The organism is Arthrobacter sp. cf158 (assembly GCF_900106835.1).
GTDB lineage: Bacteria > Actinomycetota > Actinomycetes > Actinomycetales > Micrococcaceae > Arthrobacter.
The window spans coordinates 283,651-302,788 of the sequence record NZ_FNNR01000004.1 but is presented as its reverse complement, the minus strand read 5'-3'; the positions used below and the strand labels follow the sequence as shown (position 1 = coordinate 302,788).

The following is a 19,138-nucleotide window of genomic DNA, read 5'->3' as shown; positions in this document are numbered from 1 at the left end:
CCAGAATGCTTTGGACCTCGTCGGGGGCCAGCAGGCGCGGAATCCTTGCCGTCACGGGAAGCTTCACCACCCGGCGCTGTTTCGCGGCCCCCCTTGCTGATGTGGTGCAGAAAGGGTTTCCACCCTCCCGAACGGGCGCCAGGCTCCCAGCACGTGATCAGCTCGCCCGGGTCAAAGCCATGGCGGGCGGCATGCTGATAGAAGATCGACACGGTAGAAGGCTTGCGGTTCACCGTTGCCTCGCCGCAATGGTGCCTGATCGTCGGAAGAACCGAAAAGGCCCGGCCACGCATGTCCGGCGGACGCCGCAGCCACCGGATAAACGCCCCCACGTCTTCCAGCGTCACCGCCTGCCAGTCGCGTCCGTATTCGTCTAGGAAAACGAACTAGTCCTTCAAATCATGGGCGTGGGCCTTGATCGTGTTCGGTGACCGCTCGGTATCTGCCAAATACCGCAGGTACCGCTCCGCCGGTTCCACCACGCCTCTCTCCGATCAGCGTAAAAGAGACGGCATTGCTTACTGGATCCAAACACCTTCGATACCCGCATCGCCGCTCCTGTCAGCTGCCTCGTGCACGGACAAGACGCAAATCCATCCACAACGAAGCAACCAGAGCCCCAAACCCGCGCGAGCTACATGACGAACGGACGCAGGAGGACTAAAGATATCGGTCGTTTCTGACTCGTGCTTCCCTTAGGGCAAGTGTCGGATCGGGTACCTTGAGATCCGAGGGGGTGCCGTTATGGCCGCAAATGAAAACGTTGTGAAAAACGCACACATGGTGTCGAAGGGCTACATCAGCGCTTGGGCAGACAAGAGGAACGTCGTCGACGTACTCGATCTTCAAGAGGGCCGAGGCTATCCGTCTTCTTATCTGAGCGCCACAGTCGTGAACTACGTCTACGACCCCAATTTCCTCACTCGAAACCTCGAGCAAGACTACTCACTTATTGAAAGTGCCGGCATCCCAGCCCTCGTTAAGTTGCGCAAAGACGAACCGTTGTCGGAGGCAGAAGCCAACGCCGTGATCGCCTTCCTGGACATGCACCTTGACCGAGGACGATACGCAGATCGGACCAAGGTCCGAGCCCCTGCCGTTGCACTGAGAACGGACGGACGGATCGAACACACGGAGCTTGCCCTCGGAGACGCGCTGCTCCTATCGCAGTCCTTCCAGGATGTACTCAGACTGACAGCCTTAGGACTGGAACAATGGCCGTGGCAGGTACGAGAAGCAACGAGCCTCGCCACCGGTGACGGCGCGGTCCTGCTCTGGCGGGCAACCGACGGTGCCCCAATCACAACTATCTCCTTCCCGCTCTCCCCCACACAGCTCCTCGTAATCGGAGAAGATCTCCCAGACAACATTCCCCTCAACCCACTGCTTGCACAGAACAGCAAACGGTGGATTGTCGGGGTCAGGGGATCGCTCGATTTCAGCAAGGCGGCGATCATCGCCGCTAAACGATCCCAAGAATGATCCTGCCGAGCAGCATGGGTCGTTATTGACTGCCTCATCTCGCAGCATATGCAGCCCCGTTAGGGGCTAGGTATTGTGCGGAGATGGCAGATTACGATGAAATTTTGTTGGACGTGGTCATCCGTTCCCTATCCGGCGCGCGGTACCCCATCTCGGACGCCCGGGAGTTGCTCCCGGACCGCCCGGGCCTATACGCGATCCACGCGCCGCGGGAAGATTGGACATTCCTTGGATTAGTGCATCGCACCGAAGTGCCGCTATACGTCGGCAAAGCGGAGGACAGCTTGGTCTCCCGCGACCTCAACACGCACTTTGCCGTGGACCCCGAGGCCACCGTGAAGACAGGATCATCCACTGTCCGCCGCTCCTTCGCGGCTCTTCTCCGCAAGTCACTGAACCTACAAGGTGTGCCCAGGAACAAACTCAAACCCGGATACTTCGCCCACTATGGGTTGGAGGATGAAGCCGACGGTCGACTAACTGAATGGATGCAGGGTCATTTAAGCCTCGCCTACTGGCAACTTCCGCGACATCCAAAATGCAAATTGGCGGATTTGGAAAAAGCAGTTCTGAAGCAATGGGATCCGCCGATTAACCTACAAAGCTCACCGACTAAACTGCCGCACCTGATGGCCGAGCGTGCAGCAATGAAAATTGAGGCCCGCGTCTGGGCCGAAGAAAATGGCCACTAACCGGTACCCACATCCGTCATCGTTACAACTCGGCAACTTCTAGGAAGGGGGCGGCCGGCACTGCGCCGTCGTCCTACTTCAAAAGCGGTCCTTTGGATAGTGCAGACGAAGGGCACCTACCATTAGGCCTGTAGCCATTCCCGGGCGAACTGTTCGAGCATGTGGTTCGGGACGATAACGGCGGGCTTGTTGACCATGCCCAGTCGGCGCAGTTCCATGACGCCCATGACCATCTCGGCGGTCTTTCCCGCACCGACCTGGTGGAACAGGCCAACAGCCGGTTCGGAGAGCATCCGCGCCACAGCGGCACGCTGGTGCGGGCGTGGGGAGAAGTCTTTGGTCATGCCGGGCAGGATCAGCCGTTCCCCTTCTGTGCTGTAGTCCCGGAGCACGATGGAGTTGAAGCGACGGTTCTACTCGTCGATGAGGCAGTTAACCCGCTCCGGTTCCTCCCACACCCATTCGCTGAACCGTTCCTGCAGCAGCTGCCTTTCCTGCGCCGCTGCAGTCTCGGTAGGGTTCAGGACCGGCGCTTGTCTTCATTTTCGTCAATGACCCGTACGGGCCTCTTTTCGAGAACCTGCTTGAGGATGTCCGAGGCGGGCTCCACTTCGTCCTTGCGCAACGGTTCCGGAATAGCCTCGGTCAGGGCCTGAGCGTTGGGAGCGAACCGTTCGTCCCGAACCAATACCTTGGCGTTCTTCGACGACTTCGCATAATCGGCTGCGTACTTCTTCGTGATTTCCCTACGAGTTGCCATCGACAGGTGCATCCCTCATCGTCACCGCCGTGCCCACAGCGGCCCGTGATTCCGCGAGCGTTTCTCAAATGAGGCACGCACCCCGTTTCGCGAGCACTATTCATGAGTCTCGTCACCCCCTTGACTCACACCCCCACCTTCCCTAAACTTTTCATAAAGCAGAATCTAAATTCCACAAAGCGGAAAATGAAGCCAAACACCAAGGCAGCAGCCAAGCAACCCGGAAGATAGATCAAAGCCCCTCCTCGGAAGGACCTACGATGACGTACACAGTGAACTGCTCCATCCTCCTGACGGAGCTGCCCTTGCTCGAGCGCCCCGCCGCCGCGAAGGCAGCCGGTTTTGACGCCGTCGAGTTCTGGTGGCCCTTCGAAACCTCCGTCCCCAGCGACGCACAAGTAACCGAATTCGAAACCGCCATCAAGGACGCCGGCGTTCAGCTCACGGGCCTGAACTTCAACGCAGGCAACATGCCCGGCGGCGACCGCGGCCTGGTTTCCTGGAAGGGACGTTGCTCCGAGTTCAAGGACAACATCGACGTCGTGGCCGGCATCGGTGAGCGCCTGGGCTGCAAGGCCTTCAACGCCCTCTACGGCAACCGCCAGGACGAGTTCACCCCTGAAGAGCAGGACGAACTCGCGGCCAAGAACCTCGCCGCAGCAGCGGAAGGCGTCGCCCGCATCGGCGGCACCGTCCTCCTCGAACCGGTCAGCGGCGCACCCAAGTACCCGCTCCTCACCGCCGAAGACGCACTCAAGGTAATCGCCCGCGTCAAGGCAGAATCCGGCGCACAGAACATCAAGCTCCTCGCCGACTTCTACCACCTGGCCGTCAACGGCGACGACGTCGAATCCGTCATCGAGAACCACGCCAAGGACTTCGGCCACATCCAGATCGCCGACAACCCCGGCCGCGGAGCTCCCGGAACCGGCACGCTCCCCCTCGGCGAATGGATCGCCCGCAGCCGCGAACTCGGCTACGACGGCTACATCGGCCTCGAGTACAAGGAACCGCAGGAATCGGCTTTCAGCTGGGCCATCCGCCAGCGCGCCAACGCCAACTAAGCACAGGGCGCCCAACTGAGTAGCAGATCAGGCCGTTCTGAGCGCTGAGAACTACGCGAACTGCTACCTAGTTGGGTAAGCACACCCGGGTTAAAACACTCGGACTCCAGACACACACAGACTTCCCCAGAAAGAGAACCACAATGAGCAACGTTGCAGTCATCGGCCTCGGAATCATGGGCCTCCCCATGGCCATCAACCTCGTCAAGGCTGGCCACACGGTCACCGGTTTCAACCGCAGCCAGGACAAGATCGACAAGCTCGTCTCCGAGGGCGGCCAGGGTGCCACCAGCATCGCGGACGCAGTCAAGGACGCCGACGTCGTCATCACCATGGTCCCGGACTCCCCCGATGTTGAGGGTGTAGTCAGCGGCAAGGACGGCGTCTTCGCCAACGCGAAGAAGGGCACCCTCTGGATCGACGCATCCAGCATCCGCCCGGACGTCGCAAAGCGCCTCTCCGACGACGCCGTCGCAGCCGGTATCCGCCCGCTCGACGCTCCCGTATCCGGTGGCGAGCAGGGCGCAATCGACGCCGTCCTGTCCATCATGGTCGGCGGCGAAGCTGCAGACTTCGAGGCAGCACAGGATGTCCTCAACGCAGTGGGCAAGACCATCGTCCACGTCGGCCCGTCCGGCTCCGGCCAGACCGTCAAAGCAGCCAACCAGCTGATCGTAGCCGTCAACATTCAGGTCCTCGGCGAGGCCATCGCCTTCCTCGAGGCTTACGGCGTAGACACCGACGCAGCACTGAAGGTCCTCGGCGGCGGCTTGGCCGGCTCCAAGGTCCTCGACCAGAAGGGTCAGAAGATGCTGGACCGCAACTTCGACCCCGGCTTCCGCCTGGCCCTCCACCACAAGGACCTCGGCATCGTCACCTCCGCAGCCCGCGAAGCCAACGTCGCTGTCCCGCTCGGCGCAGTCGTCGCCCAGCTCGTCGCCGCAACCGTCAACCAGGGCGACGGCGGCCTCGACCACTCGGGCCTCTTCAAGCAGGTCCTCCAGCTCAGCGGCCGTAAGTAAATACCCCGGCAAAAGGCACCTAGCAACAAAAGCAGGGAACCCGCCGTCGTACTTAAACGACGGCGGCTCCCTCACCACACCCAAAAACACCACAGACTTCGCCCGCAAGGGCAATAAACAAGGAGTACACCATGGCTAAGATGCGCACCGTTGATGCGGCAGTCGCCATCCTGGAAAAGGAAGGCGCCACCGAGGCTTTCGGCCTGCCAGGCGCAGCGATCAACCCCTTCTATTCCGCAATGCGTGCCCACGGCGGTATCCGCCACACGCTGGCCCGCCACGTTGAAGGCGCCAGCCACATGGCTGACGGTTACAGCCGCGCAGCTGATGGCAACATCGGCATCTGCATCGGCACGTCGGGCCCCGCTGGCACGGACATGATCACCGGCCTGTACGCAGCATGGGCGGATTCCATCCCCATGCTCTGCATCACCGGCCAGGCACCCGTTGCCAAGCTGCACAAGGAAGACTTCCAGGCCGTGGACATCGAGTCCATCGCCAAGCCGTTGACCAAGTTCGCCATGACCATCCTGGAGCCGGGCCAGGTTCCCGGCGCGTTCCAGAAGGCGTTCCAGCTGATGCGTTCGGGTCGCCCGGGCCCGGTTCTGCTGGACCTGCCCATCGACGTTCAGATGGCCGAGATCGAGTTCGACATCGACGCCTACGAGCCCCTGCCGGTGGAGAAGCCCAAGGCTTCCCGCAAGCAGCTGGAAAAGGCTTTGGACCTGCTGACCGCAGCCCAGCACCCGCTGATCGTTGCCGGTGGCGGCATCATCAACGCAGGCGCTTCCGCCCAGCTGGTTGAGCTGGCCGAGATCCTCAACGTTCCTGTTATCCCCACGCTGATGGGTTGGGGCGCCATCCCGGATGACCACCAGCTGATGGCCGGCATGGTTGGCCTGCAGACCTCGCACCGCTACGGCAACGAGACGTTCCTGCAGAGCGACTTCGTGATCGGCATCGGCAACCGTTGGGCCAACCGCCACACCGGCGGCCTGGACACCTACACGGCTGGCCGCAAGTTCGTGCACATCGACATCGAGCCGACCCAGATCGGTCGCGTTTTCTCGCCTGACTTGGGCATCACGTCCGACGCCGGTGCGGCGCTGGACGGTCTGTTGGAATTGGCTCGCGAACGCCAGGCTGCCAAGACCCTGCCGGACTACTCGGGTTGGGTTGCCGAGTGCCAGGAGCGCAAGGGCTCCCTGCACCGCAAGACCAACTTCGACAACGTGCCCATCAAGCCGCAGCGCGTGTACCAGGAGATGAACAAGGCCTTCGGCCGCGACACCACCTACGTGTCCACCATTGGTCTCTCGCAGATCGCCGGCGCACAGATGCTGCACGTGTTCGGTGCCCGGAAGTGGATCAACGCTGGCCAGGCGGGCCCGCTGGGTTGGACCGGTCCCGCCGCACTGGGTGTGGTTCGTGGAACCCCGGACGCCACCGTTGTTGCCCTGTCCGGTGACTACGACTTCCAGTTCATGATCGAGGAACTGGCCGTTGGCGCACAGTTCAACCTGCCGTACATCCACGTTGTGGTGAACAACAGCTACCTGGGCCTGATCCGTCAGAGCCAGCGCGGCTTCAACATGGAACAGAACGTTTCCCTGGCCTTCGAGAACATCAACAGCCCGGAGACAAACGGTTACGGCGTGGACCACATCAAGGTTGCCGAGGGCTTGGGCGTCAAGGCCATCCGCGTTGAGGACCCCAACGATCTGCCGGCCGCTTTCGACAAGGCCAAGGCACTGATGGGCGAGTTCAAGGTTCCCGTGGTTGTTGAAGTGATCCTGGAAAAGATCACCAACATCTCCATGGGCGTTGAGATCAGCGGCGTGAACGAGTTCGAAGAATTGGCAGAAACCGCGGCGGACGCACCCACCGCGATCCTGACCAAAGCGTAAGTAAGTAAAGGAAGGAGGCACCGGAATGCGTGTTGTCATCGCCCCGGACAAATTCAAGGGCTCGCTGTCCGCGCCCGACGTCGGCGAGCACCTGGCAACAGGACTGCTGGCGGGGTTCGGCCACGGTATTCAAGCAACACGCATTCCGGTGGCCGACGGCGGCGAAGGAACCATCGACGCCGCCATCGGCTCCGGCTTCACCCGCCGGACCACCACCGTCACCGGCCCGCTCGGCGAGCCGGTGAAGGCCGACTTCGCAGTGCGGGACCAGGAAGCTGTCATCGAAATGGCGGCAGCTTCCGGTCTCGCCCTCCTCCCGGACGGCCCCACGTCTGAAACGGCAAACACAGCAACCAGCATCGGCACGGGCGAACTCATCCGCGCCGCGCTGGACCTCGGCTGCCGCAAGATCATCCTGGGTGTGGGCGGCAGCGCCAACACCGATGCCGGTGCAGGCGTTCTGCAGGGCCTCGGCGCCGTGTTCCTGGACAAGAACGGCAACGAGCTCCCCGGCGGCGGCGCGGCCTTGGCCGAGCTTGACACCATCGACTTCTCCAACTTCGACGTCCGCGTTGAGGCCACTGAGTTCGTGTTGGCGTCCGACGTCGACAATCCCCTTTTGGGGGCCAGCGGAGCCCCAGCCATCTTCGGTCCGCAGAAGGGCGCGACGCCGGACGACGTCACCTCGCTCGATGCGGCACTGAGCCACTTCGTGGACGTCCTCGCAGCAACAACCGGGCAGCACGCCAAGTTCGCAGCCAAGGCAGAAGGCGCAGGAGCGGCAGGCGGCGTCGGCTACATAGCCATAGCAGCACTGAAGGCAGAGCGGCGGCCGGGCATCGACGTCGTGCTTGAATTCACTGAACTCGAGCAGCGGCTCAAGGGCGCCGATCTGGTGATCACCGGAGAAGGCAGCCTGGACGAGCAAAGCTTGCTCGGCAAGACCCCCATGGGTGTCTCCCGCGCGGCGCAGAGGAACGGGGTTCCCGTGATCGCAGTGTGCGGGCGGAGTACCCTAAGCCGGGAACAACTCACGGATGCCGGCTTCCACACGGTGCATGCACTGACCGATCTGGAAAAAGATGTTCAAAAATGTATCGCTGAAGCAGGTCCGTTGCTTGAACAATTAGGTAAGCACATAGGCGTGTACCTGGCGGAACGGACCGAAAACAAGGAGTACCTCAATGTCTGAAGCAATCGGCGCCTATGACCTCGTTATCCGGGGCCAGCGCATCCTGACCACCGCCGGACTCGCAGCACGCGAAGTTGGCATCCGCGATGGCGTCATCGTCGCCATCGAACCCCTGGGCAACGGCCTCACGGGCAACGAGGTCATTGAACTCGCAGACGACGAAACCCTCATCCCCGGCCTGGTGGACACCCACGTCCACGTCAACGAGCCCGGCCGCACCGAGTGGGAAGGCTTCGCCTCCGCCACGCGTGCCGCAGCTGCCGGTGGCGTGACCACCATCATCGACATGCCGCTGAACTCCATCCCGCCCACCACCACCGTGGACGGCCTGGAGCAGAAGCGCGTAGTCGCCAAGGACCAGGCGTTCGTGGACGTCGGATTCTGGGGCGGTGCCATCCCGGGCAACAAGAGCGACCTCCGCCCGCTCCACGACGAAGGCGTGTTCGGCTTCAAGTGCTTCCTCCTGCACTCCGGCGTGGACGAATTCCCGCACCTCGATGCAGATGAGATGGAAGAGGACATGAAGGAACTCAAATCCTTCGACTCCCTCATGATCGTGCACGCCGAGGACTCCCACGCGATCGACCGCGCCCCGCACCCCGGCGGCGACCACTACGAAACCTTCCTCGCCTCCCGCCCCCGCGGCGCCGAGAACAAGGCAATCGCCGAGGTCATCGAGCGCGCCCGCTGGACCGGCGCCCGCGCCCACATCCTGCACCTCTCCTCCTCCGACGCGCTGCCGATGATCGCCTCAGCAAAGCGCGACGGCGTCAACCTCACCGTTGAGACGTGCCCGCACTACCTGACACTCATGGCCGAAGAAATCCCCGACGGTGCCACGGCTTACAAGTGCTGCCCGCCCATCCGTGAAGCCTCCAACCGCGAGCTCCTCTGGAAGGGCCTGCAGGACGGCACCATCGACTGCATCGTCTCGGACCACTCCCCCTCAACACTGGACCTCAAGGACCTGGAAAACGGCGACTTCGCAGTGGCATGGGGCGGCGTTTCCTCGCTGCAACTGGGCCTGTCCCTCATCTGGACCGAAGCCCGCCACCGCGGCATCCCGCTGGAACAGGTTGTCTCGTGGATGGCCGAGAAGCCCGCCGCCCTGGCACGCCTGCACAACAAGGGCCAGCTCGCCCTGGGCTACGACGCCGACTTCTCCATCTTCGCCCCGGACGAAGCCTTCGTTGTGGACGTCACCAAGCTCAAGCACAAGAACCCGATCACGCCGTACGACGGCCGCCCCTTGGCCGGCGTCGTCCGCAAGACCTACCTGCGCGGAACCCCCATCGACGGCCAGAACCCCGGCGGCAAGCTGCTCCGCCGCGGCAACGTTTAGGTCAACCGCCATGGCAGTCAATGCCTACGGGCCACCGCCGTCGCGAGGACCCGCAGCACGCGGCCTCGCGGGTCGGCGGGCCGGCTCGAATCAACGGAACGGCCTGACAGCACACGGTCTGGCGCTCTGGGTCAACCCGGCCGAGGGCGACGAGATCGATCCTGAGGTCTGGGAGCGGGCAGCACGCCTTGTGCTGGCCCGCGCCATGAAACTTGCCCCGGAGGCGGAAGTCCGTATCTGGCCCGCCACCGGGGCAGAGCACTCCGGCGTCGGCGACACTTCCTGGGGCGGCACTCCGCAGGAAGCCGCCGACGCCGGTACCAACGAGACGCAGGCAAGCACGGTTACGCTCGCCGATGCCCTCGCTGAGGCGCGTTCGTCGAACCGTACGGCCGGGCAGGACGGCAGCGAAGAGGGCGGCAGCACCGCCGTCGAGCCCGTAACGTTGGCGAGCCGCCGCAGCCAACTTGCGGTAGACCTCGCCGCTGAAGTAGTGCTGCTGGACGGTGAGCCGGTTGCCTTTACTGGCATGGAATACAAGCTGCTCCGCTACCTCGTGGTGAACTGCTCCCGGGCCATCAGTCGTGAAGAATTGCAACGTTTTCTGGAGTCATTTGACCTCCCGGGCGCGGCATTTCGCTCGATCGACGTTTATGTTGGAAGGGTGCGGCGGAAGCTAGGCTCCGCCCGACACACCGTCGCCACCGTCCGTGGTGGCGGCTACCAGTTCGTGCCAGGGCCCTATGCCACAGTGCGCGGACCTGCGGAATACAGCATCTAAGTTCGCTGTTCTGTCTACTAGACAATCCGTTTTATGAATGACCAATGCCGGCTGTTTGCCGGTGAAACGTAAAGGATCGCCATGACCCAGAAACTCCTCGTCGGAACGCAAGCACCTGATTTCGCGCTTCTCGACGCCGACGGCACTAAGGTCTCGCTGTCCGATTACCGCGGACGCAACGTCATTGTGTACTTCTACCCGAAGGCAGCCACCCCCGGTTGCACCACCGAGGCTTGCGATTTCCGCGACAACCTCGCCAGCCTGCAGGGCAAAGGCTACGAAGTCATCGGAATCTCCCCGGACGCCCCGGAGGCCCTCGCCAAGTTCACCGGTGAATTCGCGCTGACCTTCCCGCTCCTGTCCGACGAAGACCACAAGGTTGCCCTGGCCTACGGCGCCTGGGGCGAGAAGCTGGTTGACGGCGAGATCCACGAAGGCCTGGTCCGCTCCACCGTCGTGCTGGACGGCGAAGGCACCGTGAAGCTCACCCAGTACCAGGTAGCTGCTCAGGGCCACGTCCAGGCTTTGAAGGAAGAACTGGGCGTCTAACCCTCTCTCACATCACGCGTGCTTGAGCGAATCCCTCTCTCACATAACCCGTGCTTGAGCGAATCCCTCTCTCACATAACTGCACAAAACGTGTAACGCCCGCCCACATTTGTGAGCGGGCGTTTCATGTGTCGTGACTAAACGTGACAAATACCCAGCAGCATTAGTTAATGGAGCCATGGTCTCAACCTCGTCCCCTCGCCATGCTGTCGTCGTCGAAGACGACGCTGACATCCGCGGCCTCCTCGTCCTCGTACTGGAGCAGCTCGACTTTGTGGTGACCGAAGCCCCTGACGGTCTCTCCGGCGTCGAGGCTGTCCGTAGAACCAACGCCGAATTGGTGACGCTGGACATCAACCTTCCGGACATAGATGGCATGGAAGTCTGCCGTCGTCTCCGCGAATTCTCGGACGCGTACATCCTGATGCTCACGGCCCGCGCCGATGAGATCGACAGGCTCACAGGCCTGGACACGGGCGCGGACGACTACATCAACAAACCCTTCAGCCCCAAGGAACTCCAGGCCCGCATCCGCGCCCTGTTCCGCCGTGCCGCCCGGACGCCCGCCACCCCCGCCGAGGACGCCGGCCAGAGCGATGAACTCGCCCGCGCCGCAGTGGTGCAGCAAAGCCTCCTGCCGCGCGAAACGGTCCGCCTCAACGGTTACGACGTCGCTGGCGCCTTCCGTCCTTCCCGCAGCGTGGGCGGGGACTTCTACGACTGGTACCAAACCCGCGACGGCATGCACCTTACTTTCGCCGATGCCATGGGCAAGGGCATGGGCGCCGCACTCATCGCCGCAACGGTCCGCGCAGTCATGCGATCCGTTGCGGACACCCCGGCGATCGACGCCGCTTTTGGTTCGGCCAGCGCCACCATTACCTCGGACCTGGACCAGTCCGGCTCCTTCGTGACCATGTTCCATGCGCGGCTGGACAGCGCCTCCGGAAAACTCAGCTACATCGACGCCGGCCATGGCCTTGCGCTGCACGTTCCAGCCGAGGGGGCGGCGCGGAGGCTGGTTTCCGCAGGCCCGCCTGTCGGCATCCTGGACGACCAACAGTGGCCTGCTTCGGAGCTGGAACTGGCGCCGGGCGATTCCCTGGTGATCGTCAGCGACGGCGTGCTGGACGCCCATAACTCCTTGGAAGAGTTTCAACGCAACGTGGAGAAGGTTGCACGCAACGGGGCTACTTCGGACCTTGTGTGCGCCGCTCTTCTCGAGTTGGCGCCGGCATCAACCGCTGAAGATGACGTGACCGCCGTCGTCGTTCGCAGAAAACCAAACGCAGGACTGTAAACAACAAAAAGGGGGGATTTTGTGACACGTTTCTGGACTCGACTGATCGTTCTTCTCACGGTCATTTTGGGCGTCAATTATGTGGCGTGGCGCTGGATGGCCTCCCTGAACTGGGACGCGTGGTGGATCGCCGTTCCGTTGGTACTTGCCGAGACGTACAGCCTGATTGACGTCATGTTGTTCGGCCTCACCGTGTGGAACATCAAATTCCGGAAACCGCCGCCCCCTGCCCCGGCCGACGCCACCGTGGACGTTTTCATCACCACGTACAACGAGCCCCTGGACCTGGTGATGACCACGGCTCTGGCCGCCAAGGACATCACCTGGCCGCACAGTACCTGGATACTCGACGACGGCGATCGGCCTGAGATGCGCGAACTCGCCGAAGCGAACGGGATTGGTTACGTCACGCGTGGCGCGGACTGGACACCTGACATGCCGCGGCACGCCAAGGCGGGCAACCTGAACAACGCCCTGATGGTCACTTCGGGCGAGTACCTGTTGATTCTCGACGCCGATCAGATCCCCGAGCCGGACATTCTGGACAAAACGCTGGGCTACTTCAACGACGACAAAGTTGCGCTGGTCCAGACACCGCAGTACTTCATCAACGTCCCCGCCGACGATCCCCTGGGCAGCCAGGCACCCCTGTTCTACGGTCCCATTCAGCAAGGCAAGGACGGCTGGAACGCGGCGTTCTTCTGCGGGTCCAATGCGATCCTCCGGCGGGAAGCCCTCATGCAGCTGGGGCTGGTGGGCTACGTCAAAGCCACGGAGAAGAGTATCCGGCGTGCCCTCGCTGCCTCCCGGACCGCCATCAAGAAAGCGCGGCGATCCTCCGAGGCAGAGAACCCGCTGGTGGCGCAGATGCTCAACGAGGTGGAGGCCGCAACGGAGTCCGCCCAAAGGGAACTCGAGGCCGGGGCGTCGTTGAGTGAGATCACGTACCGGGTTCGCCGCAAGGTGGACGACGCCGTGCGCACCCTCGTGGCCGCCGACTTCTCCGCACTCCAATCCGACCTCGAAGAGATCGCGGCCATGGAACTCGCCCACGTGGGCGAGTCCGGTGTGACCACTGTGGCGAGTGACGCCGTCGACCGTATGTCCGGGCGCGACTGGTCCCCCTTGGGTGCGCTCGAATCGGTCCACGCAGTCCTGGACGCCATTTCGGTGGAACGCACGGACGAAGCGCAGCCGATCATGCCGCTGGCCACCATCTCCGTCACGGAGGACATGGCCACAGCGATGCGCCTGCACGGCCTGGGGTGGAAGAGCGTGTACCACCACGAAATCCTCGCCAACGGCCTGGCCCCGGAGGACGTCAAGACCATGCTGACCCAACGCCTCCGCTGGGCCCAAGGCACCATGCAGGTCCTCCTCCGCGAGAATCCGCTGGTCCAGCGTCGGCTCACGTGGGGCCAGCGGCTCATGTACTTCTCCACCATGTGGACCTACCTCAGCGGCTTCGCAGCAGTGGTGTACTTCGCGGCGCCCATCATCTACCTGACGCTCGGCATCCTCCCGGTGAACAGCATCAGCTTCGACTTCTTCATCCGATTCATCCCGTTCATGGTGGTGAATCAACTCCTTTTCCTGGTAGCCGGGCACGGGATACCCACCTGGCGCGGGCAGCAGTACAGCCTCGCGCTGTTCCCCACCTGGATCAAGGCCTGTACGACGGCGGCGCGGAACGTTTGGTTCGGACGTCCCCTCGGGTTCGCGGTCACCCCCAAGGCACGGCAGAGCGGCGGCCCGAGTTGGAGCCTGATCAGGCCCCAGATCATTGTGGCTGTGCTTCTGGCTGTGGCGTTGGTTGTAGGCCTTATTCGGCTTCTTGCCGGAATGTCCGAGCCTCTGGGGACACTGGTGAACGTGGCGTGGGTTGCGTTCGACCTTGTGGTCCTGAGCGTTCTGGTCAAGGCAGTTTTGTACAAGGGCTTCGTGCCTGAAGGTGTCGGGCCTGAGCGCCCCGAAGAGAGGAATGCAGATGCAGTTTAGCTATGAGGTCAACGACTCCTACGCGGAGGTGAAGGGCGTAGGCCGGCTGAATATGGTGGCCGCGCCCAAGCTGCGCGAAGTAGTGGCCGAAGTTGTGGCCGCCGGCTCCAGCCGGGTTGTGGTGAACCTGGCAGAAACGGACTTCATGGATTCCTCCGGACTCGGCGCACTCATCGGTTGCCTCAAAGCCGCGCGTCAGGCAGGCGGTGACCTCCGGATCGCCGGCGTTCAGCCGCAGGTCAGGATGGTTCTGGAACTGACCAACATGGACAGGGTTCTCACCGCTTACCCCACCGCAGAAGCTGCATTCGGCGATGACTGAGGTCATCGCCCACCGGGGCTTCCATGGGCCGTCCAATGAAGAAGCCATAGAAGCCATCCACAATGAACTGGACGCTTTGTGGGACGATGCGTCCTTCGTTCCGGACATGGACCGGATGACCTTCGCTACGGCCGTGATCGAGGCTGCCGCGAACATCGTGCAGCATGCGTTGCCTGTGGCGGAGAAACCTGTGGAGATCGACGTCGACATCAGCGTCCAGCCCACCCGGTTGGTAGCTAGGGTCAGTGCACACCACGCCCGGGAGCCGTTCGCCGATGACATGCAGGCGTCCATGCCGGATTCGGAGGCAGAGTCCGGGCGCGGGCTGGCCCTCATTGAGGCCTTGGTGACCACGGTGACCTTCGAGCGCCAGGATGGCACCAACACCTGGATCCTCACTCGCGACACCTGATCCTCTCTCACCAAACGCGCCGATCCACCCGACCCTCTCTCACCAAACGCGCCGTGACCCGAACGTGAAGTGCAACGGGTTGTTCTGCCCATGGCCAAAGCGCAAATGAGCGTGACAGCATTCGGTGAGATCCGCCGTCGAGCACGTAACAACATTGGGGAAACGAAATGAACCGCCGCATGCACCGTAACGCTTGGGCGTTGGCCGCTGCCCTTGCGGTGGTGACTGTTGCTGCCGGCTGCAGCGACACCCCCGACGGACCCAAACGGGTGCCCAGTGAGGCGCCGCCCGTGACTTCCGAGCCAGCGTCGGTGGCCGAAAGCGCCGCCAAGTACAACGCCCTGACCACCGATCTTGTTGCCGCCCTGGAAGCCAAGATGCCGGCCATCACCTGGACCGTGGATGATCCGGCGCGCTTGAGCCGCGCCCAAGACGGCAGATGCACACTCTCCCCACGGAGCATGAAAAGCAGCGCAGACATCGTGGAGCCATCCAAAAACTTTGAGGACGTCTTTGGTGCAGCCGATCCGGTGCTGGAAAAGCACGGCTTCCCTGCCTTCGACGGAACCGACCCCGTGCCCGGCGGATGGGTGGTCACCCGCAGCGCTGATGCCGCAGGCGCTACGGTGACCATCGAATCAAAATCCCCGGCCTACCTCAGCGTCACTGTTCCGGTTAAGTCCGAGAAATGCGATTCCAACGAAATTCCTCAGGGGGACAGATAAATGCCCGGATTCTACGGTGCTGATATTGCCCAATTGCGGGCACTCGCCAAGACCATGTCGCGGCATTCGGAACGGATGACCTCGCTGTCCATGGAACTGGGCAACCTCATCAACAACGCTCCGTGGGATGGCCGTGACGCCGTGATGTTCCGCGCGTCGTGGGACTCCCAGCACCGTCCCATGCTGAAGAAGATCTCCAGCGAATTGCAGAACCAAGCCAAAGAGCTGATCCGCAATGCCGACGAGCAGGACAAGTCCAGCTCCGGTTCCTCGGGCTCCGATCGGTCCGATCGTTCCGGGCGGGGAGATTCGAACCCTCCCGGCGACCCAGGACCACTGGACCCGGACAAGCCCGACGTCGATGTGCCCGGCGATGTCCGCAACGACCCCGACGCCGGGGACCCCAGCGACATCAATCAAGGACAGATTGGCGACTGCTGGCTGTTGGCTGGAATCGGTTCGGTGGCCCAGGTGCTGGAGCGCGAGGGCAAGCTCGACGAATTCCTGGAAGAGCACATGCGTCCCGTGGGCGACCCGCCAACGCACTGGGTTGTCACGCTTTATGAAGACGGCGAACCCGTGGAAGTCACTGTGGAGGCCAAGTCGGTTGACGGCGGAGTCCGCGGCGCCGACGGCGAACCCAACTGGCTTTCCATCTACGAACGCGCGGCAGCTGAGCACCGCGGCGGGTCCTATGACGACATCGACGGCGGTTTCAGCAACGAAGCCATGGAGCTGATGACCGGGCAGTCCGCTGACAAGGACGGCGAGTTGAACTTTGATGACATCGAGGACAAACTCTCGGACGGACAGGCCATCTCCGTGGGAACTGAGGACGTCAAGGACGACGACTTCGACTGGGTCTGGGAGTCCGACGAAGTCAACCGTACCGACGTCGTGCCCAACCACGCGTACGTTGTGGTGGATGTGAAAACCAACGACGACGGCGAGAAAGTCATTGTCCTGGCCAACCCGTGGGGCCCCTCCGGCGGTTACATGGAAGGCGACGACGACCTCAAGTCCGGCACGCTGGAACTGACCGAGGACGAGTACAAAGAAAACTTTGACTCCGTATACTCCGTGGACGTGAAGTAAGGATGGCCGTGGAACAGCTGGTAACAGTCAAGCAAGGCATGCAGCCCACCTTCGACGGCGTCAAAGTGGGGGTGGTCAAAATCGGCATCGCGGATGGGGCTCCGGCCATCCAGTTCTGGATCCGGACCGCCGAGCAGCAACGAAAGCAGGCCTTCCGAGAAGGCCAGTCGGTCACCCTTCCGGGTGCTGGCCTGTTGACGGTCACCTCCATCCAGCCCGCGCTAGGCAGTACGGCTGCCTCCGCCACACTGACGTACGACGGCGGCCCGGTCACCGATTGAGCGTCGGCGCCGGGCGGGTGAGAGAGCGTCACCCAAAAACCCACCAAAGGTGAGGGAGCGTCACCCGAAAACCCACCAAAGGTGAGAGAGCGTCAGGCGTTCGCGATGGCCTCTTTGAGCGCGCCCAGCACCAGGGTCACCGAAGCACTGTTGGCGTTGGGGCCCATCATGCCGATGCGCCACACGGTGTCCGCGAACTCCCCCACACCTGAACCAATCTCCATACTGAAGTTCTCCAAAAGGTAAGCGCGGACGGCAGCCGAGTTGACGCCGTCGGGCACTTTGACGGTGGTGAGGCTGGGCAACCGGGCGCCCTCAGCGGCGAACAGCTCCAGGCCCATGTCCTGCAGTCCGTCCTGCAAGGCTGTACCAGCGGCGCGGTGCCGGGCCTGCACAACGTCCAACCCCTCGGCGAGGATGCGGTCCAGGGCGGCTTCAAGGCCGGCAATCATGGTGACCGGAGCGGTGTGGTGATAGGTCCTGGCACCGCTGGCCGCACCAACGTACCCGCCCAGCAATCCAATATCGAGGTACCAGGAGCGGGGATCCTTCACACGTCGCTCAAAGGCGCGGTCAGAGACTGTGAAAGGCGAGAGTCCCGGCGGCACACCCAGGCATTTCTGCGTTCCGGCGTAGCCGACGTCGATCCCCCAGTCGTCGGCCAGCAACTCCAGTCCGCCGATGGACGTCACCGCGTCGGTAATCAACAGCGCGTCACCCTTGCCTGCGCCGAGGGCCGCGATGTCAGAGAGCACTCCCACCGAAGTCTCTGCGTGGACGGCGGCGATGACTTTGGGGTTCGGATGCGCTGAGAGCACCCGATCGGCGTCCACAGGCTGGCCCCATTCGTGATCGACCCGGACCACCGTGGCCCCGCATCGCCGGGCAACCTCACACATCCGCGCCCCAAAAAGTCCGTTGACCGCGATCACTGCCACGTCGCCGTCGGACACGGTGTTCACGAAAGCCGCTTCCATCCCGCCGGAACCGGTGGCACTCAACGGAAGCGTCCGTGCGTTGGACGTACCCCACACAGTCCGAAGGCCCTCGCAGGTGTGGTCAAGCCGCTCGATGAACACAGGGTCAAGGTGGCCGAGCACGGGATAGGCCAACGCGGACATGGCTTCGGGGTAGCAATTGCTCGGGCCGGGACCGAACAGGAACCTGGACGTCAGAATGTCTGGCATGTGCGAACTCCTTCAGCTGGTTGAGGTCATTCTGCCCCACCCAACGATGAGGGGCCCACTCTGCGCGCCAAAACGCCCGTAGGGGGCGCAGAGCGGGCCTCGCAACGTTCCGGGCCGCTCACCCAGGATCCTCCAAGCCCAAACTGCTAAGGTTGCTCACCAACGCTGAGGCCGCCACGGATAGGGGACAAGAGTGACGACTGAAGGAAAAGAGTCGCCGGAAGCCGGAGTGCAGGGCGAAGTAAGCCAGGACCGCTTTGTCGCAGGGCAGGATCTGACGCGGTGGAAATCCCCGGTAGGCCGCTTACTGGCCGGAGGCGCGGAACGGATCACCCGGCTACTGGGACCTTATGCGGCCCTGGTCATCACCCTTGTAGTAGGGCTTGGCGTGGCCATGGCACTGGCTCTCGCCTTCGGTGAAGTGTACGAGTCGGTGACCGAGGCCGACGGCGTAGCCGGCTTGGACGATCCGGTCCTGGCTGCTGCCAAGTCGGTTCGATCGCCAGCACTGGATGTTGCTGTCACTGCTTATACGAATATCGGCGGCACGGTGGGCATGCCCATCATTGCGGTTGGAATCATGATCTTTCTGGCGGTACGGCGACGCTCATGGACGCCCGTCATCCTGATGCTCGCAGCCGGATTGGGATCACTGGCCATCACCGTCCTTGGCAAGCCGATCTTCGGCCGCAGCCGCCCGGATATGGCCGATGCGATTCCGCCCTACGAACATTCAGCGTCATTTCCCAGCGGCCACTCACTCAACTCGATCGTGATCGCCGGCATTGTGGCGTACCTGATCATTCTGCGGCTCAAAACGATGCGGACGAGGGTCATCACGGTGGCGGTCGCATCCGCGTTTGCCATCACCATGGGCTTGAGCCGCGTCTACCTCGGCCACCACTGGCTGACCGATGTGCTGGCGGCGTGGGCCATCGGCATCTCATGGCTGGCGTTGGTGATTACGGCCCATCGCCTCTATCTGACAGTGCGGACCAGGCGCCAGCACGCGGTAATCTCTTGACAC

18 protein-coding genes and 1 pseudogene are annotated in these 19,138 nt (G+C 62.7%); 17 read left to right on the top strand and 2 right to left on the bottom strand.

Annotation, left to right across the window (positions count from 1 at the left end):
• Nucleotides 1–744: 744 nt before the first annotated feature.
• Both BLW08_RS10245 and BLW08_RS10240 read left to right on the top strand, forming a co-directional pair.
• A complete protein-coding gene (locus BLW08_RS10245; protein WP_091324865.1) occupies nt 745–1,482 on the top strand; it encodes a DUF4238 domain-containing protein in 738 nt (245 codons plus the stop codon).
• 83 nt (nt 1,483–1,565) lie between these two features.
• Complete coding sequence (locus BLW08_RS10240; RefSeq protein WP_091324864.1) at nt 1,566–2,174, top strand: GIY-YIG nuclease family protein; 609 nt, start codon at nt 1,566–1,568, stop codon at nt 2,172–2,174.
• A gap of 128 nt (nt 2,175–2,302) precedes the next feature.
• On the opposite strand, the pseudogene BLW08_RS10235 reads toward BLW08_RS10240, so the two are convergent.
• Nucleotides 2,303–2,853: pseudogene (locus BLW08_RS10235) on the bottom strand (hypothetical protein); the annotation flags it as partial.
• Nucleotides 2,854–3,194: 341 nt separating this feature from the next.
• On the opposite strand from BLW08_RS10235, the gene BLW08_RS10230 reads away from it, so the two are divergent.
• The 14 genes from BLW08_RS10230 (at nt 3,195) to BLW08_RS10165 (ending at nt 16,924) form a co-directional block, all read left to right on the top strand.
• Nucleotides 3,195–3,998, top strand: coding sequence for a hydroxypyruvate isomerase family protein (locus BLW08_RS10230; RefSeq protein WP_024818157.1), 804 nt, complete (start codon nt 3,195–3,197; stop codon nt 3,996–3,998).
• Between the two features lie 71 nt (nt 3,999–4,069).
• Entirely contained in the window at nt 4,070–5,020 is a 951-nt protein-coding gene (locus tag BLW08_RS10225) for a 2-hydroxy-3-oxopropionate reductase (RefSeq protein ID WP_302846902.1), read from the top strand.
• A 131-nt stretch (nt 5,021–5,151) separates the two neighbouring features.
• Nucleotides 5,152–6,927 (top strand): glyoxylate carboligase, encoded by a 1,776-nt coding sequence (gene gcl, locus BLW08_RS10220; RefSeq protein ID WP_043470691.1) that lies wholly within the window; start codon nt 5,152–5,154, stop codon nt 6,925–6,927.
• Nucleotides 6,928–6,952: 25 nt separating this feature from the next.
• Nucleotides 6,953–8,119, top strand: a complete 1,167-nt coding sequence (locus BLW08_RS10215; RefSeq protein ID WP_091324863.1) for a glycerate kinase — start codon at nt 6,953–6,955, stop codon at nt 8,117–8,119.
• Nucleotides 8,112–9,461 (top strand): allantoinase AllB, encoded by a 1,350-nt coding sequence (gene allB / locus BLW08_RS10210; RefSeq protein WP_091324862.1) that lies wholly within the window; start codon nt 8,112–8,114, stop codon nt 9,459–9,461. Before BLW08_RS10215 ends, allB begins: the two co-directional genes overlap by 8 nt.
• Nucleotides 9,462–9,471: 10 nt before the next feature.
• Nucleotides 9,472–10,242: a winged helix-turn-helix domain-containing protein gene (locus BLW08_RS10205; protein ID WP_091324861.1), complete on the top strand. Its 771-nt coding sequence runs from the start codon at nt 9,472–9,474 to the stop codon at nt 10,240–10,242.
• A gap of 81 nt (nt 10,243–10,323) precedes the next feature.
• Nucleotides 10,324–10,791: a thioredoxin-dependent thiol peroxidase gene (bcp, locus tag BLW08_RS10200; protein WP_091324859.1), complete on the top strand. Its 468-nt coding sequence runs from the start codon at nt 10,324–10,326 to the stop codon at nt 10,789–10,791.
• A 178-nt stretch (nt 10,792–10,969) separates the two neighbouring features.
• Complete coding sequence (locus BLW08_RS10195; protein WP_091324857.1) at nt 10,970–12,091, top strand: PP2C family protein-serine/threonine phosphatase; 1,122 nt, start codon at nt 10,970–10,972, stop codon at nt 12,089–12,091.
• A gap of 21 nt (nt 12,092–12,112) precedes the next feature.
• On the top strand, nt 12,113–14,089 hold the full coding sequence (locus BLW08_RS10190; protein ID WP_091324855.1) for a glycosyltransferase family 2 protein: 1,977 nt from the start codon (nt 12,113–12,115) through the stop codon (nt 14,087–14,089).
• Nucleotides 14,079–14,411: an STAS domain-containing protein gene (locus BLW08_RS10185; protein WP_091324853.1), complete on the top strand. Its 333-nt coding sequence runs from the start codon at nt 14,079–14,081 to the stop codon at nt 14,409–14,411. The genes BLW08_RS10190 and BLW08_RS10185 overlap by 11 nt, the downstream gene beginning before the upstream one ends.
• Nucleotides 14,404–14,823, top strand: a complete 420-nt coding sequence (locus BLW08_RS10180) for an ATP-binding protein (protein ID WP_091324851.1) — start codon at nt 14,404–14,406, stop codon at nt 14,821–14,823. The genes BLW08_RS10185 and BLW08_RS10180 overlap by 8 nt, the downstream gene beginning before the upstream one ends.
• A 179-nt stretch (nt 14,824–15,002) precedes the next feature.
• Nucleotides 15,003–15,548 carry a hypothetical protein gene (locus BLW08_RS10175; RefSeq protein WP_254779812.1) on the top strand — a complete coding sequence of 182 codons (546 nt, stop codon included), beginning with the start codon at nt 15,003–15,005 and terminating at the stop codon, nt 15,546–15,548.
• Complete coding sequence (locus BLW08_RS10170) at nt 15,549–16,643, top strand: C2 family cysteine protease (protein WP_090823185.1); 1,095 nt, start codon at nt 15,549–15,551, stop codon at nt 16,641–16,643.
• Between the two features lie 8 nt (nt 16,644–16,651).
• Nucleotides 16,652–16,924: a hypothetical protein gene (locus BLW08_RS10165; RefSeq protein ID WP_139244871.1), complete on the top strand. Its 273-nt coding sequence runs from the start codon at nt 16,652–16,654 to the stop codon at nt 16,922–16,924.
• A 92-nt stretch (nt 16,925–17,016) separates the two neighbouring features.
• Here BLW08_RS10165 and BLW08_RS10160 read toward each other — a convergent pair whose 3' ends face one another.
• Nucleotides 17,017–18,111, bottom strand: coding sequence for a pyridoxal-phosphate-dependent aminotransferase family protein (locus BLW08_RS10160; protein WP_091324849.1), 1,095 nt, complete (start codon nt 18,109–18,111; stop codon nt 17,017–17,019).
• A 193-nt stretch (nt 18,112–18,304) separates the two neighbouring features.
• Here BLW08_RS10160 and BLW08_RS10155 point away from each other — a divergent pair, with 193 nt between their 5' ends.
• The gene (locus tag BLW08_RS10155; RefSeq protein WP_091324847.1) at nt 18,305–19,135 is read left to right on the top strand and encodes a phosphatase PAP2 family protein; all 831 of its coding nucleotides are present in this window, start codon (nt 18,305–18,307) and stop codon (nt 19,133–19,135) included.
• The last annotated feature ends 3 nt before the right edge of the window (nt 19,136–19,138 follow it).